This is a genomic window from Taklimakanibacter lacteus, from assembly GCA_003576695.1.
Taxonomy (GTDB): Bacteria; Pseudomonadota; Alphaproteobacteria; order Rhizobiales; family Aestuariivirgaceae; genus Taklimakanibacter; species Taklimakanibacter lacteus.
The window spans coordinates 99,636-124,988 of sequence record QOZQ01000009.1 but is presented as its reverse complement, the minus strand read 5'-3'; the positions used below and the strand labels follow the sequence as shown (position 1 = coordinate 124,988).

The following is a 25,353-nucleotide window of genomic DNA, read 5'->3' as shown; positions in this document are numbered from 1 at the left end:
TTTTCAGCCGCCACCCTGCGCCGCCTCACGCCAGTAGCGTAGCGAGTCCTGGTTCACCGGGCCGCCGGCCGCCTCGACCAGCGCCAGGATGCGCCGATGGAAGCTTTCGGCCTCTTCGATGCCCCGGCACAGTGCCAGGCAGCGGATGATACGGGTGATGCGCAGGTGATTATGGTCGAAGGGCACGAGCCAATGGTCGTTCTCGCTGTAGAAAGCCAGCATCCGATCGCGGGCGCGCTGGAGATTCGCTCCCGCTTTGCCGTCCGCCCGTATCAAGGCGATGTCATCGGAGCGCAAGACCGGCGCGCTGGCATTGAAACGGCTCGCCTCGGGCAACGGAAACAGCCATTGGATATAATCATGGCTTCGTTCGAGAGCGGAATCATCGAGAGCGAGCACGTCGGCGAGCCTGCGCCCGCGATGATCGTGTCCTTCACCAGTCAGAAACATGGCGGCGGCGGAGTTGGCGGCCATATCTTCCATCCTTCACTCTCCCGGTTTTTCGATTTTACGCCTCCCGCAAACGCGCTTCCATGCGTTCGAGCATCCGCCAATCGCCCTTGAGAGAGCCCTGGCGGAGCAGATTCATGCTCAAAACGTCCTTTCCCGCAAAAAAATCTTTGGGGGCGTGACTTCGCCGCCACAGTGGAAAAGCATGGCCGGGGAAGCGAAAATCCACCGATTCCGGACGCTGCTCCGTATACGGAGCACACTAAAAAACACTTGATTCCGGCCTGAATCTCGCGAGTCCCGCGTGATTCCGTCAGTATACGGACGGAAATCCCGATTTCCCAATGTTTACCGGTTGTTAGCTGATTTCTGATGACATACCAGATGTGGTCGGCATATTGCCGAATCACACAAACAGGTAGACAACACGTTGCGATGACGGCCTGACAAATGTTGATTCCTCATGGGTCTTCTGTTCGTGCCGTTTGATGTGAGGCTTACCTGCGTTATTGGGGCTCTAATTTAACCAGGAGAAACGAATATGGCTGCTAAGAAAGCTGCTAAGAAGAAAGCTGCTAAGAAGGCGACGAAGAAGAAGGCCGCCAAGAAGAAGAAGTAATCTTCTTTAGCGATACTTCAGGACTGGGCCCCGGACGGCATGCGCCTCCGGGGCCAGTTCTTTTTCAGGGGGACCTTTTGGCTTTTTCAGCCGGCCCCTTTGCCCGCCGGGCGCCGTAGCGGATCGCCGCTTCCAGATAGAGCGCCAGCACCAGGCCATTCAGCATGTGCCAGATGAAATGCGTGCCGATCGGCACGGCTGAGCACAGGATCTGATCGGCGGTGCGGAAGATCAGCGACAGGAAAAGGGTGGTCGACGCGAGGCTGACATTGAGCTGGGCCGGATGGCCATGGCGCAGCAGCTCGAGCGACACGATCACGCTGGCGACGAGGGCCGGCAAATAGGCGCCGGAGCCGTTCAGGAAGCCCGGCGGCATGATCCGCTCGGCGGCAAAGGTGGCCGCGAACAACGCCAGCATGCCGGCCGCCACCTTCCACCAGCCGAGAGCGAGGAAGCGGCGCAACGCGAAGGCAAGATAGCCATAGATGAAGAGCGTGATCGGCAGGACATCGGCCAGCGCCGACCAGCGGTTGGCGAAAGTGTGGAAGGCGAGGCTGCCGAGCCCGATGACGAAGACCAGCGCGATCAGGAGCCAGATGACGGGCTCCACACCCCGGCGCATGGCGGCGCGCGCCGCCCAGAGGGCGGCAACGAAGAAAGCCGCATTGCTCAACGCATTGAGCGGCTCGGCCATGAGGCCGGGGCCCAGACGCTCGCAATAGGCATCGATCGGCGCAAACCAGTCCATTGAACAGCCCCAAACAAAAAAGCCGCGGTCTCGAGACCGCGGCTTTGTTTAGCAGAATTCGCGCGATCTATTGATAGACATAGACCCGTGAGCCGACGGCGACGCGCTCATAGAGATCGATCACGTCGGAATTCATCATGCGGATGCAGCCAGACGACACCGCACCGCCGATCGAGGCAGCATTGTTGGTGCCGTGGATGCGGAACATGGTGCCCGAGATATACATGGCGCGGGCGCCCAGCGGGTTGTTCGGGCCCCCTTCCATATAGGTCGGGATCTTGTTGCCCTTGGCCGCCTCGCGGGCGATCATGACTGCGGGCGGGCGCCAATCCGGCCATTCCCGCTTCATGCCGATCTTGGAATTGCCGCTCCACTGGAAGCCTTCCTTGCCGACGCCCACCTTGTAGCGCAGCGCCTTGCCGCCGGGCAGCACATAATAAAGAGCGCGCTCAGGGGTGCGGACGATGATCGAGCCCGGCGTATACTGTCCAGCGCCGAAAGACACGGTCGAACGGGTGGTGCGGTCGCTGACGCCGCGCGAAGAGCGGAAGGACGAGCGGGTGGAACGCCTGGTGTTGAACAGGCATTCGAAGAAGCTGTCGCATTGCCGTGCATAGACCAGACGCTGCTTCTTCCGGACCTCAGGCTTCTTGGCGGTGACCTTGACGACCTTCTTCTTCTTGGGCGCCGGCTTCTCGTCGACGACCGTGATATTGGATTTCACATTGGGCGTGGAGGCCTGCGCGTCCCCTGCCGCAAGCCCCGCCACAGCCAGCAAAGCCGCGGCGCCGATCCAGAATTTCCGCATTTTAACCCCTTGTTAAGAGACAGCCCCGTCTCGAATAGAATCCGACGGCGCGGACAATAATCCGGACTTTGCGTCGTTTCAACTGGTTACCCACCCCCCATAATCTCACCCTTGTGTGAAAACTTGGCTACCCTTCCCGGCCGGCCAAATCTCAACTTTGCCGCGAGATCGCCATTGGTTTTTCCCATGCCTTGACCTAATGTCTGCCGCCTTGGGGTGGGTAGAGTTCATTTTTCAAGAGGTTAGGACATGACTGTGGTCAAGCGCTCGGCGCTCGCGTTGATTCTTTTTACATCACTGGCCGGCATCTCGCCCGCCTTCGCCGCCGAAGAGCCCCCGATCGTCATGGTCTTGCTGAAGAACTGGGAGAGCCAGCTCAAGGTCAAGCCGACCTACCAGGCGCTGAGCACCGAAAGCGACGGGTCCGTGGTCATTGACGGGCTCACCGTCAATATGCCGGTCCAGGGCGATGCCGCCGGCAAAATGACGCTGACGATCGGCAAGACCAGGCTCAGCGGCGTCACCGATCAGGGCAATGGCCTCTTCGAGGTCGCCAAAGCCGAATTCACCGATACCAAGATGGATATGGGCAGCACCGACGTGGCGTTCACCATCTCCATGCCGCAAAGCTCGGCCGAGAACTGGTATGTCAAGGCGCTGGGCGATAATCCGGCGCCCGGCGACTTCATGCGCGCCAATATGAATGTCGCCAGGAAGATGTCGTCCGGCCCCATCACGATGGCCGCCGCCGGGCAGACCTTCTCGGCCGACAGCTATGAGATGAACTGGGATGGCGATCCCGCCACCGGTGCCGGCAAGACCGACTTCAAGATCAGCAATATCGCTATACCGGAAGCGGCCATCGCGACGCTCGATCCCTCAGGCACGCTGAAGCAGCTCGGCTATTCCACGCTCTCCTTCGATATCGGCGGCAATGGCAATATCGATATCGCCACGGAGAAGATGGGCTTCGATTTCGACGTGTACTATGCCGGCAAGGACATCGGCACCCTCAAGATCGGCGCCGGCGCCGGCGAGATCCCGATGGCGCTGATCGCCGAACTGCAGAAGCTCGAAGGCCAGGCGCAGCCCGATCCCAACAAGTTCATGCCGCTGGTGCAGGGCATCCAGGTGAGCCGGGTCACGCTGCGCTTCGAGGACAAGTCGATCACCAAGAAGGTCCTGCCGATGCTGGCGGCCATGCAGGGCAAGGATGAGGCGACCATGGTGGCCAATGCCGGCGCCATGCTGCAGCTGGGCCTGGCGGAGCTGAAGAACCCGGCCTTCACGCAGAAGGCCGTCGAGGCGGTCAATGCCTATCTCAAGGATCCGCAGTCGCTGACCATCCTGGCCAAGCCCGCCCAACCGGTCACCGTCCAGCAGCTGATGGCGCTCGATCCGGCCAATCCGGGGGCGGCTATCGACCAGCTGGGCGTCACGATCTCGGCCAATGACTGATTAGACACTTGCTCAGACGGCGATGGCCGGGATCCCTTCCCGGCCATTTCTATTTCTGCCAGTCGATCGTCTGCATGACGCGATAGCGTATGAGACTCTTGGGTCCGCGATAGCGTCGCGAGTTGGGGTGGAAGAACTCGACCTGGGGCATTTCGGACACCCGCTCATTGATCAGCTTGTAGGATCGCGATCCATGCGCGTGCTGGCCCTCGCGCTCATAGCGGGCACTGCGCTCGAGGAAGTCATCCATCAGCTTGAGATGCAGGAAAGCGCTCTGCGGCTCGCGCATCCGCCAGTCCATGGGCCATATCCAGTGATGGTTGACGATCGCCCGGCTCCCCTCCATGCGGAAGAAGGGGTGCTTGGATATCCAGTGCCTGTAGGGCACGGCGCGGTCGCGATTGAACACCCGATGGCGCGGGCCGCCGGTTATCAGCCACCCGCCATCCGATGCCTCGAGCGAATAGCCTTCGCTGTCAAACCAGCAATCCTCCACCAGAACATCCGCCAGCGAGCGCTGCTCGACGCCGACGGCACCGGAAGGATATACGTCCAGCATGATGGTGAAGAGCCGGTCACGGCCATGGGCTTCCAGCCATCCCGCGAGATCGGGCAGGCCTTTCTTCTCCATGCCGTCATAGACCAAGAGCTCGTCGGCATCGGCTGTCAGGATCCAGTTCCCCTGGCAATATTTGCGGGCAAGCCCGTTGCTCCAATAGAGGCCGAAATGCCCTTCGACAAACGGGGCATGAGCGATGAAGACATCGGCCATGGGCTCGGCAAGCAGGAGCTCGTGGCTGCCGTCGTCCGAGCCGTTATCGACCATGAAAAAGCGGTTGACGCCCAATTGCCTGTAATGGTCGAAAAACAGCGGCAGACGCTTCGCCTCGTTGCGCAGAACGCAAATGACGGCGATTTCTCCCGGCGCCAGCGGGCCGGCGCAGCGAATGACCTCGAGATGCGTCTCGACGGCCCTGTCCGATCGCATGTTGTATTCATCGAAACGGTCCCACACCAATCCGCTTGGCGGCAAGACCTTGACCCAGTCGCGCGGGGCCGCCTGCTCACCAGTCGCGCGCCGCTCGGTTGCCGGACGATCTTTCACGCCACCGTCACCCCAGTCGACAGGCAGCAACAGCCCGTTGTCGATGAGGCTTTGCGGTCCCGTATATCTCCGAGAATCCTCATTGACTGCGATCAGCTCGGGCAACTGGGCCAGCCGATGGTTTATGGTGCGGTAGGCTGCCGAGTTCAGGGCATGCTCGTTTTCCTGCTCACTGACCGCACTGCGTTCCCTGAAATCATCGAATATCTTGAGATGAAGAAAGGCGGCATCGGGTCCGCGATACTTCCGATCCCATGGCCACAGGAAGTGATTGTCGAACAGCACTGTCTTGTCGGTCACCTGGAAGAACGGATACTTGGAAATCCAATGGACATGCGAGCGTTCCTCGGTATTGAAAAGCCGTTCGCGCGGGCCGCCGATGAGGCGCCACCCGGAAGGATAGCGCTCCAGCCTGTAGCCCTTGGTATCGAACCAGGAATCCTCCGCCAGCATTTCCGCGATCGACCGCCGGCGATGGCTAATCGTGCCCGACGTATAGAGATCGATCATGGGAACGAAGGCTCGGTCGACGCCCTGATGCTCAAGCCATTTGCCGAAGTCCCTGAGGCCGTGGTTTTCCATGCCGTCATAGACGAGCAACTCGTCGGCGTCGGCCACCACGATCCAGTGGCCGCGACAGTAAGCCTGGGAGATGCCGTTCCACCAGTAGTTCCCGAAATAGCTCTCGAAGAACGAGGATTCGGCAAGGAAGATGTCGGCTTTCGGCTCGACCAGCAGCAAATCCATCGAGCCGTCGGTGGACGCGTTGTCAACCATGAAGAAGCGGTCGACGCCGAGCTTCTTATAGTGCTCGAAGAACAACGGTATCCGGGCGGCTTCATTGCGCAGCACGCAGATCACCGCAACTTCACCCGGCTCGAGCGCGCCGCGCCCCCGGATGGGCCTGAGATCCCGCTCGAAGGCGCGCATGGACGCCTCCATGAGAGCCTCTCGCGTCCTGTACTGTGTCTGCGGGTTGTGCAGCAGTTCGCGGTATTCCGGCCTGGTCTTTACTTGAATCTTCATTCGAGCCCGGTCCCTGATTGGTCAGGCACGCCCTGCTCCTGACCCTCGTGCTGATCGGTGAAAGCCGATATTTCCCCACTATCCCAGGCGATCGGTATCATCATGCCGTGCCGGACAAGGCTTCTGGGCCCGCGATAGCGCTTCGATCCCTCATAGAAGGCATTGGGCTGCGGATCCTCGTCAAGATGGCGGTTGATGGCGCGATAGGCGTTCGAATTGTTCCAGTGCTGCCCCTCCTGCTCAAACCGGCGGGACCGATTGATAAAATCGTGCATCAGCTTGAGGTGGACGACAGCTCCCAGGGCCCCTGTGGTCACCTGATCATGCGGCCAAAGCCAATGCTCATTGTAGATGATCGTGTCGGCGCGCATCTGGAAGAACGGATATTTCCACATCAGGCTGCGATGCGAATCGTCCTGATGGAAAAGACGATAGCGCGGGCCGCCGAGCAGGCGCCAGCCCTGCGGCCACCTGGTCAGGGAATAGCCGTCATTGTCGAACCAGCTGTCGGACTTGATCATCTCGTCGATCGTATTGGTCGTGTCGCTCAAGGGTGATGACGGATAGAGATCGATCATCGGCGCATAGACCCGATCCATGCCATGCTGCTCGAGCCAGCGCGCGAATGCGGCAAGATCATGCTCTTCCATTCCGTCATAGACGAAGAGCTCGTCGGCATCCGGCCGGACGAGCCAGTTGCCCTCGCCAAACTGCCGCGCCACCGCATGAGCCCAGTACAGGCCACCCTGGCCTTCCGTGAACAGCGCACGGGCATGGAAGATGTCGGCCAGCGGTTCGGCCAGGAGGGCTTCGCGCGAGCCGTCATCCGAATTGTTGTCGATCATGAAGAAGCGTGCAACGCCCTGGCGCCTATAGTGGTCGAAGAAGCGCGGCAGAAGCGCCACTTCGTTGCGCAGGACACAGATGAGGCCGATCTCGCCCTGCGCCAGGCGCCCGCGGCTGCGGACCGGTGTCAGATGCTCATCGAAGGCCCGGCGGGAAAAGTCCTCGAACTCGTCGCGCTCATGGGAAGGAATAGACAAAGGCCGCCCCGCCCCGGTCCAGTAGCGATAGTCTATCCCCCCGACGGAGCGCAGGCTGGGCAAGGATGAACCATCCGAAGCCTCCCAATCGACCGGCAGCAGAATCCGGCTTTCAATCAGGCTGACGGGCCCGCGATACTCACGCGACTTTGCATGGAGAGCGACCTGGCGCGGCTGCCCGGCGAGCTTTTCGTTGATGTCGCGATATTTCCGGGATCGGTCGTGATGCTGCCCCTCGCGCTCGCTGCGGGCACTGCGCTCGGCAAAATCATCCAGGAACTTGAGATGCAGGAAGGCGGCAAAAATGCGCGCCGGCGCGCGGTCACGCGGCCAGATGAAATGCGCGTTGACGATGACCGTATCGGCCTGCATCCGGAACAGCGCATATTTGGATATCCATTCGCTGTTGGGAAGCGCCTGCCTGCCGAACAGACGGTGGCGAGCCCCTCCCGTAACCAGCCAGCCGGCGGCACGGCGCTGCAGCGTATAGCCGGTCGTGTCAAACCAGCCACCGCCGCGCAGGATCTCCGCATCGGCAGCCAGTCCCGATTCGCCGATGACACCCGGAGGATAGATGTCGACCATCGCCACAAGAACGCGATCCTGGGCGGTGCGGTCCAACCATCCGCAGAACTGTGCTAGGTCGTGCTTGTCCATTCCGTCAAAGACGAGGAGCTCATCGGCGTCGGCCATCAAGGCCCAATGGCCGATGCAAAAAGCGCGCGCCAGGCCGTTCAGCCAATAGATGCCGCTGCGCGCCTCGCGGTAGGACGCCGTCGTGTGGAAAATATCGGCGCTGGGCTCGGCCAGCAGGAGACCAGGCGTCGCATCCTCGGAGTCATTGTCCACCATCAGGAAGCGCGTGATGCCGAGCTTCTTGTAATGCTCGAAGAAGAGCGGCAAGCGGGCCGCTTCATTGCGCACGACGCTGAGCAGCACAATGTCGTCAGGCCGCAGTGGCCCTGCCTGCCGCACCGGCCGCAGCTCCTCGGTGAGTGCCCGATCGGAAATGGCATTGAACTCGTCGCGCTCACGCCACTCTTCACCATTGGCTGGCAGGTTACCGACCCAATCGCGAAGGCCCGAGCCGACGGTCACCGGGAGAGCTCCTATTTTTCCGGCAGATTGAGCCTTATATGCAATTCGCGCAACTGCTTGGGGGTCGGATCGGATGGCGCGTTCATCAGGAGGTCATCGGCCTGCTGGTTCATCGGGAACATCGTCACCTCGCGCAGGTTCTTCGCCCCCACCAGCAGCATGACGATGCGGTCGATGCCCGCAGCCATGCCGCCATGCGGCGGCGCCCCATACTGGAAGGCGCGATAGAGGCCGCCGAAACGCTCCTCGACCGTGGCGCGATCCAGTCCCACCAGTTCGAAGGCCTTGACCATGGTCTCCGGCAGATGGTTGCGGATGCCGCCCGAGGCGATCTCGAAGCCGTTGCACACCATGTCATACTGGAAGGCCTTGATGGTCAGCGGATCCTGAGACGTCAGAGCCTCGATGCCGCCCTGCGGCATGGAGAAGGGGTTGTGGCCGAAATCGACCTTCTTCTCTTCCTCGCTCCACTCATAAAACGGGAAATCGACGATCCAGCATAATTCGAAGCGGTTGCGGTCGACAAGGTTCAGCTCCTCGCCGGCGCGGCTGCGGGCGGCGCCGGCGAAGCTCGCGAATTTCTTCGGATCGCCGGCAACGAAGAAGGCCGCATCGCCGTCGGCAAGGCCCAGCTGCTGGCGGATCGCCTCGGTGCGCTCGCCGATATTCTTGGCGATGGGACCGGCGCCTTCGAGCTTGTCGCCTTCCTTACGCCAGAAGATGTAGCCCAGGCCCGGCTGGCCCTCGCCCTGCGCCCAGGCATTCATGCGATCGCAGAAAGCGCGCGAGCCCCCCGTCTTTGCCGGAATGGCCCAGACCTGGTGCCTGGGATCGCTGGCGAGGATATTGGCGAAGACCTTGAAGCCTGATCCCCGGAAATGCTCGGACACGTCCTGCATCACGATCGGGTTGCGCAGATCGGGCTTGTCGGAGCCATATTTGCGCATCGCCTCGTCATAAGGAATGCGCGGGAATTTCTGCGTCACCGGCTTGCCATCGGCGAAGGCCTCGAACACGCCGCGAAGCACCGGCTCCATGGTCGAGAGCACGTCGTCCTGCTCGACGAAGCTCATTTCGAGATCGAGCTGATAGAACTCGCCGGGCAAGCGGTCGGCGCGCGGATCCTCGTCGCGGAAACAGGGCGCGATCTGGAAATAGCGGTCGAAGCCCGACACCATGATGAGCTGCTTGTATTGCTGCGGCGCCTGCGGCAGCGCGTAGAACTTGCCGGGATGGATGCGCGACGGGACAAGGAAGTCGCGGGCCCCCTCGGGCGATGAGGCGGTGAGTATGGGGGTGGAGAACTCGGTGAAACCCACCTCGTCCATGCGTTTGCGCATCTCGGCGATGATCTTCGTGCGCGCCACGATGTTCTTGTGCAGCGACTCGCGGCGCAGGTCGAGGAAGCGGTACTTCAGGCGGACATCTTCCGGATATTCGACATCGCCGAAGACCGGCAAGGGCAGTTCCTTCGCCTCCGACAGGACCTCGATGCCGGTGGCGAAGACCTCGATCAGGCCGGTGGGAAGCTCGCGGTTCTCGGTGCCGGGCGGGCGCAACCTCACCTTGCCGTCGACCTTCACCACCCATTCCGAGCGCAAGGTTTCGGCGACCTTGAAGGCCGGGCTGTCGGGATCGGCCACAACCTGGGTCAGGCCATAATGGTCCCGCAAGTCGATGAACAGCACGCCGCCATGATCGCGCACGCGGTGCACCCAGCCCGACAGGCGCGTCTCGGCGCTCTGGTGCGTCTCGCGCAGATCACCGCATTTATGGCTTCTATAGGCGTGCATAATCCCTCGCAAATCGGGTTCGGAAAATCGGAAAGAGCGCGGAAAAGCGCATGCGCGGCCCCGATTGTCAAGGTGGGATGAGCCCGATGCCGCATGGACGCGCCGAGGCCGCGCAGGCATAGTCCGGGGCCATCGCCATGCATGTCTCCTTCCCCCGCACGCACAATAACGGCCCTCCGCTCGACGACGACCATGTTCCCGAGTGGGGGCGCGGCGGCATCAAGACCTATTTCTACTGGAAAAAGGCCCACAAGGCGGTCTGGAAAGACGTCTCCCGGGACATCATGCTCTTCCGGCAGGAAAAGGCGGATGCGCTGGGGCTGACTTATGAGGAATACACGCTGGAACTGCTCGATCAGGGCCGCCATCTCCAGACGACCGACCGCGAGCGGATAGATGCGATCAAAGCCCAGCGGAAATAGGTGGACGCCGGGCTTGGCAAGGATAACTGTCGTGACGGCAGACCTATAATGACCGCACGGCCGCTGAAAACAGAGGCAAGTATTTGAAAATAAACATGAATATAGATTTTTTAGCGACAAGGGCGCAAATCATTTGACGCCCGCCCCGGACTCGCGCGACTTAGAGCCCATGGAGGTCATCACCACCACTGCCGCCCTCAAGGCGCTCGTCAAGGAACTTGCCCGCGAAGCCTATGTCACGGTCGACACTGAATTCATGCGCGAGCAGACCTTCTGGCCTGATCTATGCCTCATCCAGATCGCCGGCGGAACGCGTCAGGCGATCATCGATCCCAAGGCGCCGGACATCGATCTCAAGCCTTTCCATGCGCTGATGACCAATGAGAACGTGCTCAAGGTCTTCCATGCGGCACGCCAGGATATCGAAATCTTCGTGCATCTGTCGGGCCGGGTGCCGCATCCGGTCTTCGATACGCAGATCGCCGCCATGGTCTGCGGCTTCGGCGATCAGGTTTCCTATGAATCGATCGTGCGCCAGCTGGCGCGTGCCCAGATCGACAAATCCTCGCGCTTCACCGATTGGTCGCGCCGCCCGCTCACCGAGAAGCAGCTCAATTATGCGCTCTCCGATGTCACCCATCTGCGCACCGTCTATGAAAAGCTGAAGGAAGAGCTCGACAAGACCGGGCGGGAGCCGTGGCTGGCGCAGGAGTTGGCGGTGCTCACCTCGCCCAAGACCTACAATCTGGCGCCGGAAGACGCGTGGAAACGGCTCAAGACGCGGTTGCGCTCGAAGAAGCAGCTCGGCGTTCTCATCGCGCTTGCCGCCTGGCGTGAGCGCGAGGCGCAGGAAAAGAACGTGCCGCGCCAGCGCGTCATCAAGGACGATGCCTTGATCGAGGTCGCAACCCAGATGCCGCAGACGCGCGAAGCGCTCAACGCGTCGCGCGCCCTGCCGCGCGGCTTCGGCAATTCGCGCGCCGGCGAAGCCATCCTGGCCGCCGTCAAGGACGGGCTCGAGACCGACGCCAAGCTGCTCCCCGCTTTGCCCGGCGGCCATGAAAAGATGCCGGAAAGCACGCAGGCCGCCGCCGAAATCCTCAAGCTCGCGCTCAAAATCGTCGCCGAACGCGAAGGCCTGGCGCCGCGGCTTCTTGCAAGTGCGGCCGATATCGACGCGGTTGCCCAGGATGACGATGCCGAAGTGCCGTTGATGAAAGGCTGGCGCAGGGACATGTTCGGCAACCTTGCGATCGACCTCAAGCATGGGCGCGCCGTGATCGGCTTCCGCGATGGCCGTGCCGAGATCATGCCGAGTGCCGGAAGCTTCAAGCCGGCGGCCGCCGCGGCCGAATAGCCGCCCCTCCCTGCCGTTCCGCAGCCAAATGTGCTATTCCTGCCCGCCGGGGGCCCGCAGGGAGGAAACCATGCCAGCCTTCATCATCCTCGGCAGCTTCACCGATCAGGGCGTGCGCTCGGTCAAGGACACCACCAAACGCGCCGAGAAATTCAGGGAGATGGCCAAGCAGCACGGCGCATCGGTCAAGGATATCTACTGGACGCTCGGCCAATATGATGTCGTCTCCATCGTCGAGGCGCCCGATGTGACGAGCGTAACCGCGCTGGGCTTGAGCATGGGAATGGCCGGAAATGTCCGTACCCAGACGCTGCCCGCCTTCTCGGTCGACGACATGGCCAAGGTGCTGTCGAAAGTGAAGTAGCTTCGCGCTGAGCTAAACGATCTCGATCTTTGACGTTCTGCCCATCTGGCCGGCGAGCGCCGAGAGCCGCTTCTCGACGCGCTCGCCCATGAGGTCGGCGAATTTCTTCGGCACGCGCAGGGTCAGGCCCTTGGCGCCCTCCGCCTCGATGCCGATCTTGGGCAGCACGCCCGGCATGGCGGCGGTGATGATGTAGGCGAGACGGAATACATCGCTCAGGAGGCGCGCCCGCTCCAGCATCTTGTCGTCGACGAGGCGCGCGAGGTTGTTGGTCATGCTCTCTTCCTCGCCCTCATAGCGGTAATAGATGGTAAGCGCCATGAAGATGCGCCCGGCATGGTCGACATCGACGAAGGCGGCTTGCGAGATCATGCCGAGCGAGCGCTGAGCGCGATAATCGGGATGAGCGCGCCAGCCGATATCGGCGAGCAGGCAGGCGGCATGGCGCAGGCGGCGCTCGTCTCCGGTTTCCTCGAAGCTCTTGTGGGCGAAGAGCTTGTCGGTCCAGTCGCAAAGCTCGAGCTCATGCTCCGGCGAGCGCGCATAGCGGCAGCAGAATTCCCAGCAGGAGGACAGAAGCGCATCGGACTCGCGCTTGCGCTTGGGGAGCTTCGAATAGAGCAGCCCCTCGCGCACGCCATAGACCGACACCACCATCTGCTTCACCTTGGACTTGGCCAGCAGGCGCTCGAGCACGAGCGCGCCATAGGGCAAGGTGTCGATGCGGCTGCGCGACACCGATTTGATGTCCTTGAGCGAGGATGACGAGAGATGCGAGACGAGGTCGGCCACCGAGCGCGCCTGCTCGCGCCCGACCGTGTAGTTGTGGAGCACATGCAGCGGATAATGCGTCTGCGCCATGTGGATGCGGGCGATATTGCGCCAGGTGCCGCCGACCGCATAGAGGTTGCGGCCCTTGAGCCGCGTGAGCAGCGGCGATGAATCGAGATAGCGGTCGATGATGTCGCGCGCCTTGGCGGCGGAGCCGCCCGACATGTCCATGAGGCGCAGCGGGCCCAGGGGAAAAGTGATGCCGTCGCGGATGCGCCCTTCGCTCACATCGACAAGCTCGAGGCTGCCGCCGCCCAGATCGCCGATCAGGCCGTCGGCGCCGGTGACGCCCGCCATCACGCCCATGGCGGCGAGTCTCGCCTCCTCCTTGCCGGAAAGGACGTCGATATGGGCGCCCAAAGCCGCTTCCGCCATGTCGACGAATTGCGCGCCATTCTCGGCTTCGCGCGCCGCCGCGGTCGCCACCGCATAGACCGAGCGGGCGCCGATCTGGCGCGACATGGCCTTGAAGCGGCGCAGCGCCGCGAGCGCACGTTCCACCCCTTGCGGATGCAGCTGGTGCGTGGTGGCGACGCCGCGGCCGAGGCCGCACAGTATCTTCTCGTTGAAGACGGGCGTCGGCGCCCGCCTCAGCCCGTCATAGACGACAAGCCGCACCGAGTTCGATCCGATGTCGACGACCGATACCGGACGGTATTTCGTCGACCCGCTGCCTAACCTCTTACGCTTCACTTCCTGGCTCTGGACTTCCTTCCGACCCGCCCTGTGATCGGGGGCGGCAGACTACCTTTAAGCGATCTGCCGCGTCCAGAGAGAGATGGATTTTTCATGAAATAGGTGTGGGCATTGAAGGGCTCCTCGTCGGGCCCGGGCGCGATGCGGCGCGAGGATCCGTCCGACAGAAGCTCCCAGCTCTGCTCGTTGTCATGCATGTTGGCCATCATGATCTGGCCCATGACCTGCTCATGCACGGTCGGATTCTCGATCGGGATCAGCGTCTCGACGCGCCGATGCAGGTTGCGCGGCATCCAGTCGGCCGAGGCGATATAGACCCGGGCGCTCGGATGCGGCAAGCCGTGGCCTGAGCCGAAGCAGACGATCCGGCTGTGCTCGAGGAAACGGCCGATGATGCTCTTGACGCGGATATTCTCCGACAGACCCGGAACGCCGGGCCTCAGGCAGCAGATGCCGCGCACCACGAGATCGATCTGGACGCCGGCCTGGCTTGCCGCATAGAGCGCATCGATGATGCCGGGATCGACCAGCGAATTGAGCTTGGCCCAGATCTGGCCGGGCCGGCCTTCCTTCACATGCTCGATCTCGTCCTCGATATCCTCGAGGAGCTGCGCTTTCATGTCGATCGGCGACAGCGAGATCTTCTCCAGATCCTCGGGCTCGGCGTAGCCCGAAATATAGTTGAAGAGCCGCGCCGCATCGCGTCCCAGCGCCGGGTCGCAGGTGAAGAAGGAGAGATCGGTATAGATCTTGGCCGTCACCGGGTGATAGTTGCCGGTGCCGAAATGCACATAGGTGCGCATGCTGCCGCTCTCGCGGCGCACCACCATCGACACCTTGGCGTGGGTCTTGAGCTCGATGAAGCCGAAGACCACCTGGGCGCCGGCGCGCTCGAGATTGCGCGCCCACTGGATGTTGGCTTCCTCGTCGAAGCGGGCCTTGAGCTCGACCAGCGCCATCACGGATTTGCCGGCTTCCGCCGCCTTCACCAGAGCGGCGACGATCGGGCTGTCGTTGGAGGTGCGGTAGAGCGTCTGCTTGATGGCGACGACATCGGGATCCTGGGCCGCCTGGAGGACGAACTGCGCGACGACGTCGAAGGATTCATATGGATGGTGGACGATGATGTCCTTCTGGCGGATGGCGGCGAAGCAATCGCCGCCATGATCGCGGATGCGCTCGGGAAAGCGCGCCACGAAGGGCTTGAATTTGAGATCCGGGCGCTCGTCGAGGATGAGCTCGTTGGTGTCGGCATAACCGATGAGGCCGGCACAGGTGACCAGCGCATCGTTGGTCACGTCAAGCTCGTCGGCGATGAAGTCGCGCAGGTCCGACGGGCACGCCGCGTCGACCTCCATGCGGATCACCGAGCCGCGGCGGCGGCGCTTGAGGGCGCTTTCGAACACCCGCACCAGGTCTTCCGCTTCCTCCTCGATTTCGATGTCGCTGTCGCGGATGATGCGGATGAGCCCCTGCCCCAGCACGTCATAGCCCGGGAACAGGCGCGGCACGAACAGCGACAGCATGTTCTCGAGCGAGATGAAACGCGCGGAGCCTGCCGCCGCGCCGGGCAGCCGGATGAAGCGGTCGAGCTGCTGGGGAATGGGGAGCAGCGCGTTCATGCGTCCGCCATCGCGGCGGCGCTTGAGCTGCAGCGCGATGATGAAGCCGCGATTGGGGATGAAGGGGAAAGGATGAGCCGGATCGATGGCGATCGGCGTCACGACAGGCAGGATATGGCTGAGGAAGCGCTCGTCAAGCCAGGCGCGCTCCTCCTCGGTGAGCTCGGCGCCATCGACGATGCGGATACCGTTCTCGCTCAATTCGTCGCGCAGCTGCAGCCAGCGCGTATCCTGCTCGGTCATCAGCTCCTGGGCGAGCTTGCGCACCTGGTCGAGCTGCTCGGCCGGGGTGAGACCGTCCTGGCTCAATTCGACCAGCTTGGCGCGCATCTGGCCGACGAGGCCGGCGACGCGGACCATGAAGAATTCGTCGAGATTGTTGCCCGAGATCGACAGGAAGCGCAGCCGTTCCAGCAAGGGGTGGTTCTTGTTGCGCGCCTCTTCCAGCACCCGCATGTTGAAGACGAGCCAGGAGACTTCGCGGTTGATGAAGCGGCCGGGATCAGTCGATCCGGTGATCGACTTGGGTTCAATCGTGAGAGAGATTTCATTCATCGCGCCAATCCTGCCGGAAGCCCTGTTTTAGGCTCATAATCAGGCCATATGACCGAACGATGAACGAATGTCGTTAACCTTCATCCTCGGCAAATCCAGGGGTCGTTATACCGCCTAGAACCCTGGCGACAAAATTGCGGGTGACCTCGGCCCGCTCCTCCAGCGCCCGGCGGTCGATCTCGGCCACCAGGCTGCGGGCCGCCGCCAGCTCGCGCGGCATGCGGGCCAGGAGGTAACTGACTACCGTCTCGTCTATGGCGATCTGGCGGTCGGCGAAGAGCTTGACCAGGACGCCGCGCAACAGGTCGTCGTCGGGCGCCCCGAGCTGGGCAATGGGCGCCGCCTTGAGCCTGGACAGGAGGTCGGGAACGGCAATCCCCCAGGAAACCGGCGCCTGCCGGGCCGTGATCAGGACAAAGGCCTTCTGCTCGCGGGCCAGGTTGAGCAGGTGGAACAAGGCCGGCTCGTTCAGCCTGGCGCCCGGGGCGTCCTCGACGACAAGAGCCCCTTTCTCCAGAAGACGCGGGACGGCGGGCTCCTGGACCTCCGCAGGGCTCGCGAGGGCGGCGCCGGTCACTTCATGCCAGACGGCCGCGAGATGGGATTTGCCGCTGCCCGGCGGCCCCAGAAGGATCAGGCTGTTGGACGGCCAGTTCGGCCACAGATCGATCAGCGCCACCGCCTTGGCGTTGGACGGCGTGACCAGGAAATCATCGCGCCCGGAAGCGGGGCGGTGCGGCAGGTCGAATGCAAGCTGGCGGCCCTCCCCCATCTAGTGTTTCGCAGCACTTCGCCGCTTGGGCGCGGCCGGCTTTTCCTGAGTCGGAACACCGAGATAGAGCGGGCTTTTCAGATATTGCTGGAGGGCGAAGCGCACCAGCACGCCGACCGCCGCGGCCAGCGGCACGGCGAGCAGCAGGCCGACAAAGCCGAACAGATAGCCGAAGGCGAAGAGCGCGAACATCAGCCAGACCGGGTGCAGGCCGATGCGGTTGCCGACCAGATAGGGCGACAGGAAATTGCCCTCGATGAACTGCCCGGCGGCGAAGATGGCGATGATGACCAGCACCTGCACCCAGTCCGGCCAGAACTGGATCAGCGCCATGCCGATCGCCAGCACGCCGCCGATGATGGTGCCGACATAGGGAATGAAGCTCAGGAGGCCGGCGCCCAGCCCGATCAGCAGCCCGAAATTCAGGCCCGCTATGGAGAGTGCTACGGCATAGAAGATGCCGAGCGACAAGCACACCGTGCCCTGGCCGCGAATGAAGCCCGCCATGGCCTCGTCGATCTGGAGGGCAAGAGCGCGGACCGTATTGTGATGATCGCGCGGCAGCCAGCCATCGACCTTCGCCACCATATGATCCCAGTCGTTGAGCATGTAGAAGGCGACGATCGGGGTGACGACGAGAAGCGAGAGCACATTGACGAGCGCCAGGCTGCCGGACAGGATCGAGGTGAGGATCGCCGCGAGCCAGCCCGCCGCCTTGCCGGCGAGATCGGACAAAGAGGCCGGCAGATTGGTGCCTGAAGAGGCCAGCATGTCCTTCAGCCATTGCGGCGCCAGCTCGTTGAACAGCCCGACCAACGCCTGCATGTAGCCCGGCAGGTTGGTGGCGAAGCGTGCGATCTGGTCGCCCAGGACCGGCAACAGCAGGACGAGCAGCACGACGAAGGCGACGATGCTCGAAATGAGGATCAGGAGAGTCGCGGCAAGGCGCGGCAAGCCCAGTCGCTCGAGCGCATCGGCCACCGGATCGAGGAAATAGGCCAGCACCAGCCCGGCGATGAAGGGCAGCATGATGTCGCCCAGGAGCCACAGCGCCAGAATGACGACGGCGAGCGCCGTGGTCCAAAAGATCACCTGGCGCTGCAATGTCATGGCGTTTCCTTCGTACCGGTTCCATTGGCCATATGGCGGGCCCATTCGCGCATGTAAAGGGCGGCGGAAGAGATGGTGAGAGCCGCCACGACAGCGCTGCCGACATCGAGGAACCAGGTGGCGTCGGACATCCAGGCCAGCACAGCGAGCTGGCCGCCGGCAAAGGCGATCTGGGCGGCCGTATTGACCTTGCTGACCATGAGGGGCTGCATCTTGAGCGGCTTGCCCAGGATCCAGGACAGGATGACGGCGCCGACGATCAGCACGTCGCGCGAAGCGACGAGGATGACGAGCCAGGCCGGCATGTGCTGCAGGAATCCCAGCGAAACATAGATCGACACCAGGAGAAGCTTGTCGGCGAGCGGATCGAGATAGGCGCCGAGTTGCGTCTTCATGGCATAGCGCCGGGCGATATAGCCATCGATGCCGTCACCGATGCCGGCCGAGATGAAGACCAGGAAGGCAAAGCCGAACTCTCCGGCCACGATCAGCCAGATGGCGACAGGGACCAGGAGAATCCGGCCAAGCGTAATGATATTCGGCAGATTCATTCAGCGAGAGGAATTGGTTGCTTTGGGCGATCTTACAATGGTTGCAGCACCCATGTCCCGCGCGATTGAACCAGGCGCAAGCCGCTGCCGGAAAGCGCCGACTGGAGGTCCTGGATCGAATCGGCGAAAGCCAGCTGGATGACGGCGCCGTTCTCGGCAATGGTCGAGACGTCGACGCCGAGCACCCCGGGCGTCGCCAGAAGCCGCGCCCGGATGCCGTTCCACTGATAGATGCCGGAAAAGGGAACGGCGATGGCCATGGAACTGGCGGCCCGGCTCGCCTGCTGCTGGGCCGCCGCCCGGGCGCGCGCATCGGCGGCAACCTTGATCCTGACCGATCGCCACTTTTCCAGCATCACGTCATCGAAGCGCTTGGCTGCCGCCGCGGCCGCCCCTTCGAGCGTGCCGTCCTCGGCCGTATAGACCTTGTCGAAGTTGATGCGCCCCAGGGGCGAATCGCCCTGCATCACAGCGTGGATGCCACCCTGCGGATCGGGCTCGGCGACCGCCACCAAAATGGCCTTGGCCTCGTAGCGGATCATGAGAGATTCGAGCTTGATCGCATCACCCGCTTCAACCTCCATGGCAGAGATGGCGGAGGTATCCGCGAGGTCGCCCAAGGGAACGATGATCGGCACCAGGGATTGCTCGGCCTTGAGATCGAGCCAGGCTTTGCGCCACAGATTGTCCTCCCAGATCACCGGGCCATTGGGACCTTTCCATAGGGGAAGGACGACGATCGGCGGAGCCTGGTCCTCGACGACATCGATCCCGTAGCGGCCGAAGACCTCACGGATCTTGCCCGGCAGGAACCGCACGGTGAGCTTGCCGATATAGCGGCCGGGACCGGAGCGCTCCTCCTCGATCGAAAGCGAGCGCAGCATGCGGCCGATATCGCGGGCATCCATGCCCTGCAGGCGCTGAGTGGCCTCGGGTGAGCCCAGCCGCTCGGCCAGCATATAGAAGGCCTTGACCTGAGCCTCGATGATGGCGCGGGTCCGCGCCGTGGCGGCGTCCGTGTCGGTCACATCCACCTGGACGCCGGTGACCGAGAACAGCCCGGTCTCGACCGGACCGACGGCCGAGGCTTCGACGGGCGCAAGAAAGACCAGCAAGGCGAGGACGGCTGCAAGCAGCCCTCCGGAACGGCACGTCATATACAACTCCACCTGCCTGCCGCGCTCAACTGAACGCTTTATCTGCCGGGCCGTTCGGGCTATTCACCGCGGCACGCAGATCTGAGCCAGCAGAAATCCAAGATCATTGAGGCAAACTAGCGGCATGGGCCAGGGCAAACAAGACGGCCATAACGGCATCTCCTATGCCGATGCGGGGGTGGATATTTCGGCCGGAAACGCCCTTGTCGAGGCCATCAAGCCCCTGGCCAAGGCGACCGCGCGGCCGGGAACCGACTCGGCCCTTGGCGGCTTCGGCGGCCTGTTCGACCTCAAGGCCTGCGGCTACAAGGATCCGGTCCTGGTCGCCGCCAATGACGGGGTCGGCACCAAGCTGCGCATCGCCATCGATTCGGGCCTGCATGCGACGGTCGGCATCGATCTCGTCGCCATGTCGGTCAACGACCTCATCGTCCAGGGCGCGGAGCCCCTGTTCTTCCTCGACTATTTCGCCACCGGCAAGCTTCAGGTGAACGAGGCGCGCGATGTGATCGCCGGCATCGCCGAAGGCTGCCGGCAGGCGGGCTGCGCCCTTATCGGCGGCGAGACCGCCGAGATGCCCGGCATGTATCATGGCGGCGACTATGATCTTGCGGGCTTCGCGGTGGGCGCGGTCGAGCGCGGAAATATCCTGCCCCGGCCCGATGTCGGCCCGGGCGATGTCATATTGGGGCTCGCCTCGTCCGGCCCCCATTCCAACGGCTATTCGCTGATCCGCCGGCTCGTCGAGGTGAGCGGGCTTCGCTTCGGGGACAGGGCTCCCTTTGCGCCGGACGAGTCGCTCGGCGAGGCGCTCCTCACGCCCACCCGCATCTATGTGAAGCCGGTGCTCGCGGCGCTACGCGCCGGTGACGGCATCAAGGCGCTCGCCCATATCACCGGCGGCGGCTTCCTCGAGAACATCCCGCGCGTGCTGCCGCCCCACACGGTCGCCGAGATCGATCTCGCGCAAGTTCCCTGCCCGCCCGTCTTCGGCTGGCTGCACGGCGTGGGCAATGTCCAGGAGCGCGAGATGCTGCGCACCTTCAATTGCGGCATCGGCATGATCTGCGTGACGGAGCGCGACAGCGCAGCCGATGTGGCCCGTATCCTCCGCGAGCATGGCGAAGAGGTGGTGACGCTCGGATCGATCGCGGCCAGACACGGCAGCGAGGAGCAGGTGAAGCCTCGCGGAAGGCTCGCCCTGCGATGAGCCGGCGGCGCAAGGTCGGCATCCTCATTTCCGGGCGCGGCTCGAACATGCAGGCGCTCATCGAAGCCGCCAAGGACCCGAATTATCCGGCCGAGATCGCCGTCGTCATCTCCAACCGCCCGGACGCCAAAGGCATCGACTTCGCCAGGGCGCAGGGCATCGCGACCGAGATCATCGATCACAAATCATTCGAGTCGCGCGGCGCCTTCGACCGGGCGCTCGACGCCGCGCTCGAGCGCCATGATGTCGAGTTCGTCGCCTGCGCCGGCTTCATGCGGGTCATGACGGAAAGCTTCGTCGCCTCGTGGCGCGACCGGATGATCAATATCCACCCCTCGCTGCTGCCCGCCTATAAGGGCCTCCACACGCATGAGCGGGCCCTGAAGGACGGCGTCACACGCCATGGCTGCACGGTGCATGTGGTCAGGAGCGACGTCGATACCGGGCCGATCATCGCGCAAGCGCGCGTGCCGGTGCTGAAGAGCGACACGGCCGAAACACTGGCCGAGCGCGTGCTCGATGCCGAGCACAAGATCTATCCCCGCGCGCTGGCGCTGCTGGTGTCGGGCGCGTTCCGGATCGAGGGCGAGAAGCTCACGGCCACATCGCCCGATATCAAGCTTCCGGTCATCATCCCCGCGCATTGATCCATGCTCGAGAAATTCTTCATCCCGTGGCGTGAGACGCTCGCCTATCGCGGGAACGTGATTGCTGATTGACGCTCCTCAATAACCGTCATCCCGGCGAAAGCCGGGACCCCCTGACTAGAATCATCCGGGCGGCGCTTCCCGCGCTTCGCTGGGCCCGGCTTTCGCCGGGGTGACGGTTGACGGATAAGGTATAGACTCTGCATGCTTCGTGTACTTGGAGAGGGCCGATACAGAACTAGCTGTCAGACTATGAGACATTCCTGCTCCGCAAAGTCAGCATCGCGCGTACGTCAATGATCGCAGGAAGAGGCCGTTCGAACGAGGAGGTCCAGGCGGCTTTTGCAGCTCGGCGAGCCGCAGCAGTGAAACGAGACGATGCCGACTAGAGAAACACGTCGAGATCGGGCTTTTCCTGCTCGGCGCGCAATTCGTCCTGCCATTCCTTGAGCAGCGCCTTGCGGCGCTTGGGATAGCGGTCCTTCAATATGTCGAAATGCGAGATGCGGTCGGTGCGGAAATGGCGGAAGGCGGTGCGCAATTCGCACCAGGCGATGATGTTGCGCGTCGCCTCGTAATAAGCGATGCCGATCGGCCAGATGGTGCGCTCGCTCGGACGCTCGAGCTCGTCGCGGTACCGGATGGCGACCTTGCGGCTCTCGCGGATGGCGCTGCGCAGGGCGGCGACATCGACGGCATCCGCGGCGCGCTCCTCGCGCGGCGGCACCACGAGGCCGGCATCGAACAGGAAGGGTTTCAAGCCCTCGGGCAGGACGGCGCCGATCTTGGCGACGGAATCGCGCGCCGCGCGCGACAGCTGGCCGTCGCCGCGCCTTGTCACCCAGCGCAGGCCCAGCATCACCGCCTCGAGCTCATCGACGGTGAACATCAGAGGCGGCATGTCGAAGCCCTCGCCCAGCACATAGCCGATGCCGGCTTCGCCGCGGATCGGCACGCCCTGGGTGACGAGGGAATTGATGTCGCGATAGACGGTGCGCAGCGAGACTTCCAGCTCCTCGGCCATGGTTTCGCCGGTCACCGGCCGCCGGTGGCGGCGCATGATCTGAAGCACCTGGAGAAGTCTGTCTGCGCGTCTCATGAGCAGACCTTATTATAGGGCTGCTGACAGGTTATGTCAGGAGACTGGCAGGAGCGTGGCGGTAAGCTAGACCGGCACGGCGAGCATGGCCAAAGGCGCTGCGGTCGCGGCCATCAGAATAGCGGCCATGATCAGAAACCAGTGGGCTGGCAGAGTGGCGCGGCGGGTGTGCATGGCGGGAAATGTGTGCTGATTCTCAGTTTGGGAAAATGATTCTTTTCAAGGGTTTAGGCCACAAGCCTAAGTCCTTGATTCAATTGTCCTCAGCCGCCGGGATTTACCGGCTGCGGGTGCGGCAGCGACGGGACCAGGTTCTGATTCGGGTTCGGAGTTACCCGCTTGAGCTTCATCTTGACGATGTTCTCCTGGGTGATCTGCGCCGCGTCGCGGGTTTCCTTGGCAAGCTTCGGCTTGTCCTTGGCCAGAGCCGGCCCGGCCAGCATGGCTGTCAGCAGCAGGCCCCCCAAAATGAGGCGGTTCATGGTGAAATCCTCTCTCAGCCAATAGGCCACCTCTCGCGCGAGAGATGGATAAGTGCCCAACTTGCAGGCGACAGTGCCACAGCCTGGCTGAGCGCCGGCTGACCGCCCCGTTCATCTGGCGTTCATGTCGGGATTACGCGCCCTGCCAAAGTCTTCAACTTCGGCGGGATTTGCTCTGGCTCACGCCCCTTTGAGCCACACCCGATTGTCGTGGAAGGCGCCGCCCGCCGCCGGGGCCGGCTGGTCGCAGCCGGTCAGCGTGTTGATGCCCTTGCCGTCCTCGAAGGCCTCGTTCGGCCAGATCGATTCCGCGATGAGGACGCCGCGGCGCACCCCCTCCATCGCCTGGGCATGCAAGGTGACCACGCCCCGGGCGCTGCCGAGCCGCACCTTGTCGCCATCCTTGAGGCCGAGCCGTGCCAGATCGTCGGGATGGACGAAGACGGTGGGCCTGCCCTCGCGCTTCAGCGACGAGGGCGTCTCATTGAAGGTCGAATTGAGGAAGGTGCGCGCCGGGCTCGTCGCCAGGCGGAAGGGATAGGCCTCGTTAGCCTCCTCGATGACCTCCCAGTGATCGGGCATCGCAGGCATGTCGTCGACCGGGCCGAAGGGCCCTATCCCTGCCTTGAAGCGCGCCGCCTTCCAATCCGGCTTGAAGCGGAACTTCTTGTCCGGATGGCCGAAGCCATTGAGGAAATGAGCGCTCTCGAAATCCTGCTGCACATCGATCCAGGTATCGCGATCGAGCGCGGCGAGATCGGGCCGGTTCGAATTCTTCAGCGTCCAGTCGATGAGCTCGCGCGGGCTCATGGCGAAGCCCGGATGCTCGGCGCCGACGCGGCGGGCGAGATCGGCAATGACGTCGTGATTGTTGCGGCATTCGCCCGGCGGCTCGACCAGCTTGGCGCCCAGCATGATGTGCTGGTGGCCGCCGCCCTGATAGAGGTCGTCATGCTCGAGGAACATCGTCGCCGGCAGCACGATGTCGGCGAGCTGCGCCGTCTCGGTCATGAACTGCTCATGCACGCAGACGAACAGGTCCTCGCGCATCAGCCCCTGCCTGACCTTGGTCTGGTCGGGCGCCACCGAGGCCGGGTTGGTGTTCTGCACGATCATCGCGGTGACCGGCGGACCGCCGGCGAGGTCATAGGGGTTGTTCAGCAGAACCGGGCCGATGCGGCTCTGATCGAGCTGGCGGACGGACGGATCGCGGCGGTCGAGCCCCTCGATCATCGTCTTGTTCCACCTGTACATGCCGCTGTTCGAATGAAGGGCGCCGCCGCCTTCATACTGCCAGGAGCCCGTCACCGCGGCGATCGCCGTCACCGCATGCATGTTGACCGCGCCGTTGCGCGAGCGGGTGAAGCCATAGCCGATGCGCAGATAAGTGCGCTTCGTCTCACCGATGAGCTTCGCGAAAGCCTCGATCTCGGATGAAGGGCAGCCGCAAATGGCGGCCGCCCATGCGGGCGTGCGCGTCTTCAGATGCGCTTCGAATTCATGCGGCACGTCAGTGTATTTTTCGAGATAGGCGCGGTCGGCATAGCCGTCGCGGAAAAGCACATGCATGACGGCGCAGGCGAGTGCCCCATCGGTGCCCGGGCGGATGATCATCTTCACATCCGCCTGCTTCATCGTGCCCGTCTCATAGATATCGACGCAGGCGATCCTGGCGCCCCGCGATTTCCGGGCGATGGCGGCATGGGTCATCACATTGACCTGCGTGTTCACCGGATTGGTGCCCCAGATCACGATCAGGTCGGATTTCTGCATCTCGCGCGGGTCAGAGCCGGTCATGCGGCCGCAGCCGGCGAGGTAGCCGGGCCACGAGAGCGCCACGCAGAAGGTGTCATAGAGGCCGGAATATTTCTTGGCATGGCGCAGGCGATGGATGCCGTCGCGCATCACCAGCCCCATGGTGCCGGCATATTGATAGGGCCAGACCGCTTGCGCGCCGTGGCGCGCCTCGGCGTTCAGAAAGGCTTCCGCCACCTCGCCCATCGCATCGTCCCAGGACAGGCGCTGCCACTGCCCCTCGCCCTTGGCGCCCTTGCGCTTCAGCGGGTGAAGCAGGCGGTCGGGATGGTGGATGCGCTCGGCATAGCGCCCGACCTTCTCGCAAATGACGCCCAGCGTGTAGCTGTTGTCCTTGGCGCCGCGTACGCGCCCGATGGTATTGGCGTCGAGCAGTTCCACATCGAGCGCGCAGGCCGAGGGACAGTCATGCGGGCAGACCGACCGGCCGATCTTGATATTTGTCCTGATGTTCATGGCCCCAGTTTAGGCTAAACGATTCCAAATGTTTAGGGTGACAATCCAATGAGACAATC

General features: G+C 63.0%; 21 protein-coding genes. 6 read left to right on the top strand and 15 right to left on the bottom strand.

Annotation, left to right across the window (positions count from 1 at the left end; genetic code table 11):
* Nucleotides 1–3: 3 nt before the first annotated feature.
* The 3 genes from DT068_RS18790 to DT068_RS18780 form a co-directional block, all read right to left on the bottom strand.
* The gene (locus tag DT068_RS18790; RefSeq protein ID WP_119391601.1) at nt 4–474 is read right to left on the bottom strand and encodes an opioid growth factor receptor-related protein; all 471 of its coding nucleotides are present in this window, start codon (nt 472–474) and stop codon (nt 4–6) included.
* 659 nt (nt 475–1,133) lie between these two features.
* A complete protein-coding gene (locus DT068_RS18785; RefSeq protein ID WP_119391418.1) occupies nt 1,134–1,817 on the bottom strand; it encodes a ceramidase domain-containing protein in 684 nt (227 codons plus the stop codon).
* A gap of 67 nt (nt 1,818–1,884) precedes the next feature.
* Entirely contained in the window at nt 1,885–2,625 is a 741-nt protein-coding gene (locus DT068_RS18780) for a L,D-transpeptidase (RefSeq protein ID WP_119391417.1), read from the bottom strand.
* 249 nt (nt 2,626–2,874) lie between these two features.
* Between DT068_RS18780 and DT068_RS18775 the strand changes: the two genes are divergently transcribed.
* Nucleotides 2,875–4,083 (top strand): aq_1923 C-terminal domain, encoded by a 1,209-nt coding sequence (locus tag DT068_RS18775; protein ID WP_119391416.1) that lies wholly within the window; start codon nt 2,875–2,877, stop codon nt 4,081–4,083.
* A gap of 49 nt (nt 4,084–4,132) precedes the next feature.
* Here the strand turns inward: DT068_RS18775 and DT068_RS18770 are convergent, their stop codons facing one another.
* Genes DT068_RS18770 through aspS form a run of 3 tightly spaced genes read right to left on the bottom strand, consistent with a single transcriptional unit; the run spans nt 4,133 to nt 10,148 of the window.
* Complete coding sequence (locus tag DT068_RS18770; protein ID WP_119391415.1) at nt 4,133–6,214, bottom strand: glycosyltransferase family 2 protein; 2,082 nt, start codon at nt 6,212–6,214, stop codon at nt 4,133–4,135.
* On the bottom strand, nt 6,211–8,355 hold the full coding sequence (locus DT068_RS18765; protein ID WP_119391414.1) for a glycosyltransferase family 2 protein: 2,145 nt from the start codon (nt 8,353–8,355) through the stop codon (nt 6,211–6,213). The genes DT068_RS18770 and DT068_RS18765 overlap by 4 nt, the downstream gene beginning before the upstream one ends.
* An 11-nt stretch (nt 8,356–8,366) precedes the next feature.
* Nucleotides 8,367–10,148, bottom strand: a complete 1,782-nt coding sequence (aspS, locus tag DT068_RS18760) for an aspartate--tRNA ligase (RefSeq protein ID WP_119391413.1) — start codon at nt 10,146–10,148, stop codon at nt 8,367–8,369.
* Between the two features lie 137 nt (nt 10,149–10,285).
* On the opposite strand from aspS, the gene DT068_RS18755 reads away from it, so the two are divergent.
* From DT068_RS18755 to DT068_RS18745, 3 genes are all read left to right on the top strand, one after another.
* Nucleotides 10,286–10,570 (top strand): hypothetical protein, encoded by a 285-nt coding sequence (locus tag DT068_RS18755; protein ID WP_119391412.1) that lies wholly within the window; start codon nt 10,286–10,288, stop codon nt 10,568–10,570.
* A 169-nt stretch (nt 10,571–10,739) separates the two neighbouring features.
* Nucleotides 10,740–11,927, top strand: a complete 1,188-nt coding sequence (rnd, locus tag DT068_RS18750) for a ribonuclease D (RefSeq protein WP_119391411.1) — start codon at nt 10,740–10,742, stop codon at nt 11,925–11,927.
* 70 nt (nt 11,928–11,997) lie between these two features.
* Nucleotides 11,998–12,291 (top strand): GYD domain-containing protein, encoded by a 294-nt coding sequence (locus DT068_RS18745; protein WP_119391410.1) that lies wholly within the window; start codon nt 11,998–12,000, stop codon nt 12,289–12,291.
* 12 nt (nt 12,292–12,303) lie between these two features.
* Here DT068_RS18745 and ppx read toward each other — a convergent pair whose 3' ends face one another.
* From ppx to DT068_RS18715, 6 genes are all read right to left on the bottom strand, one after another.
* On the bottom strand, nt 12,304–13,815 hold the full coding sequence (ppx, locus tag DT068_RS18740) for an exopolyphosphatase (RefSeq protein ID WP_119391409.1): 1,512 nt from the start codon (nt 13,813–13,815) through the stop codon (nt 12,304–12,306).
* A complete protein-coding gene (locus DT068_RS18735; RefSeq protein WP_119391408.1) occupies nt 13,812–15,995 on the bottom strand; it encodes an RNA degradosome polyphosphate kinase in 2,184 nt (727 codons plus the stop codon). The genes ppx and DT068_RS18735 overlap by 4 nt, the downstream gene beginning before the upstream one ends.
* A 73-nt stretch (nt 15,996–16,068) precedes the next feature.
* Entirely contained in the window at nt 16,069–16,767 is a 699-nt protein-coding gene (locus DT068_RS18730) for a P-loop NTPase family protein (RefSeq protein WP_368904822.1), read from the bottom strand.
* Nucleotides 16,768–17,877: an AI-2E family transporter gene (locus DT068_RS18725; RefSeq protein WP_119391407.1), complete on the bottom strand. Its 1,110-nt coding sequence runs from the start codon at nt 17,875–17,877 to the stop codon at nt 16,768–16,770.
* Nucleotides 17,874–18,428, bottom strand: coding sequence for a CDP-alcohol phosphatidyltransferase family protein (locus tag DT068_RS18720; RefSeq protein WP_119391406.1), 555 nt, complete (start codon nt 18,426–18,428; stop codon nt 17,874–17,876). Before DT068_RS18720 ends, DT068_RS18725 begins: the two co-directional genes overlap by 4 nt.
* A 32-nt stretch (nt 18,429–18,460) precedes the next feature.
* Nucleotides 18,461–19,585, bottom strand: coding sequence for a DUF2066 domain-containing protein (locus tag DT068_RS18715; RefSeq protein WP_162914300.1), 1,125 nt, complete (start codon nt 19,583–19,585; stop codon nt 18,461–18,463).
* A gap of 124 nt (nt 19,586–19,709) precedes the next feature.
* Here DT068_RS18715 and purM point away from each other — a divergent pair, with 124 nt between their 5' ends.
* Together purM and purN are read left to right on the top strand one after the other, a co-directional pair.
* Nucleotides 19,710–20,795, top strand: a complete 1,086-nt coding sequence (gene purM / locus DT068_RS18710; RefSeq protein WP_119391404.1) for a phosphoribosylformylglycinamidine cyclo-ligase — start codon at nt 19,710–19,712, stop codon at nt 20,793–20,795.
* On the top strand, nt 20,792–21,442 hold the full coding sequence (gene purN, locus DT068_RS18705; RefSeq protein ID WP_119391403.1) for a phosphoribosylglycinamide formyltransferase: 651 nt from the start codon (nt 20,792–20,794) through the stop codon (nt 21,440–21,442). Before purM ends, purN begins: the two co-directional genes overlap by 4 nt.
* 385 nt (nt 21,443–21,827) lie before the next feature.
* Here purN and DT068_RS18700 read toward each other — a convergent pair whose 3' ends face one another.
* The 3 genes from DT068_RS18700 to DT068_RS18690 all read right to left on the bottom strand — a co-directional run bounded on the left by DT068_RS18700 (nt 21,828) and on the right by DT068_RS18690 (nt 25,294).
* Nucleotides 21,828–22,541 carry a helix-turn-helix transcriptional regulator gene (locus tag DT068_RS18700; RefSeq protein ID WP_119391402.1) on the bottom strand — a complete coding sequence of 238 codons (714 nt, stop codon included), beginning with the start codon at nt 22,539–22,541 and terminating at the stop codon, nt 21,828–21,830.
* A 263-nt stretch (nt 22,542–22,804) separates the two neighbouring features.
* Entirely contained in the window at nt 22,805–23,023 is a 219-nt protein-coding gene (locus DT068_RS18695) for a hypothetical protein (protein WP_162914299.1), read from the bottom strand.
* A gap of 180 nt (nt 23,024–23,203) precedes the next feature.
* Entirely contained in the window at nt 23,204–25,294 is a 2,091-nt protein-coding gene (locus DT068_RS18690) for a molybdopterin-containing oxidoreductase family protein (RefSeq protein WP_119391400.1), read from the bottom strand.
* Between the last annotated feature and the right edge of the window lie 59 nt (nt 25,295–25,353).

Coding starts and splice junctions, on each gene's coding strand:
- DT068_RS18790 (WP_119391601.1), bottom strand. CDS start 474: ATGGCCGCCAACTCCGCCGCCGCCATGTTTCTGACTGGTGAAGGACAC.
- DT068_RS18785 (WP_119391418.1), bottom strand. CDS start 1,817: ATGGACTGGTTTGCGCCGATCGATGCCTATTGCGAGCGTCTGGGCCCC.
- DT068_RS18780 (WP_119391417.1), bottom strand. CDS start 2,625: ATGCGGAAATTCTGGATCGGCGCCGCGGCTTTGCTGGCTGTGGCGGGG.
- DT068_RS18775 (WP_119391416.1), top strand. CDS start 2,875: ATGACTGTGGTCAAGCGCTCGGCGCTCGCGTTGATTCTTTTTACATCA.
- DT068_RS18770 (WP_119391415.1), bottom strand. CDS start 6,214: ATGAAGATTCAAGTAAAGACCAGGCCGGAATACCGCGAACTGCTGCAC.
- aspS (WP_119391413.1), bottom strand. CDS start 10,148: ATGCACGCCTATAGAAGCCATAAATGCGGTGATCTGCGCGAGACGCAC.
- DT068_RS18755 (WP_119391412.1), top strand. CDS start 10,286: ATGCATGTCTCCTTCCCCCGCACGCACAATAACGGCCCTCCGCTCGAC.
- rnd (WP_119391411.1), top strand. CDS start 10,740: ATGGAGGTCATCACCACCACTGCCGCCCTCAAGGCGCTCGTCAAGGAA.
- DT068_RS18745 (WP_119391410.1), top strand. CDS start 11,998: ATGCCAGCCTTCATCATCCTCGGCAGCTTCACCGATCAGGGCGTGCGC.
- DT068_RS18735 (WP_119391408.1), bottom strand. CDS start 15,995: ATGAATGAAATCTCTCTCACGATTGAACCCAAGTCGATCACCGGATCG.
- DT068_RS18730 (WP_368904822.1), bottom strand. CDS start 16,767: ATGGGGGAGGGCCGCCAGCTTGCATTCGACCTGCCGCACCGCCCCGCT.
- DT068_RS18725 (WP_119391407.1), bottom strand. CDS start 17,877: ATGACATTGCAGCGCCAGGTGATCTTTTGGACCACGGCGCTCGCCGTC.
- DT068_RS18720 (WP_119391406.1), bottom strand. CDS start 18,428: ATGAATCTGCCGAATATCATTACGCTTGGCCGGATTCTCCTGGTCCCT.
- DT068_RS18715 (WP_162914300.1), bottom strand. CDS start 19,585: ATGACGTGCCGTTCCGGAGGGCTGCTTGCAGCCGTCCTCGCCTTGCTG.
- purM (WP_119391404.1), top strand. CDS start 19,710: ATGGGCCAGGGCAAACAAGACGGCCATAACGGCATCTCCTATGCCGAT.
- purN (WP_119391403.1), top strand. CDS start 20,792: ATGAGCCGGCGGCGCAAGGTCGGCATCCTCATTTCCGGGCGCGGCTCG.
- DT068_RS18700 (WP_119391402.1), bottom strand. CDS start 22,541: ATGAGACGCGCAGACAGACTTCTCCAGGTGCTTCAGATCATGCGCCGC.
- DT068_RS18695 (WP_162914299.1), bottom strand. CDS start 23,023: ATGAACCGCCTCATTTTGGGGGGCCTGCTGCTGACAGCCATGCTGGCC.
- DT068_RS18690 (WP_119391400.1), bottom strand. CDS start 25,294: ATGAACATCAGGACAAATATCAAGATCGGCCGGTCGGTCTGCCCGCAT.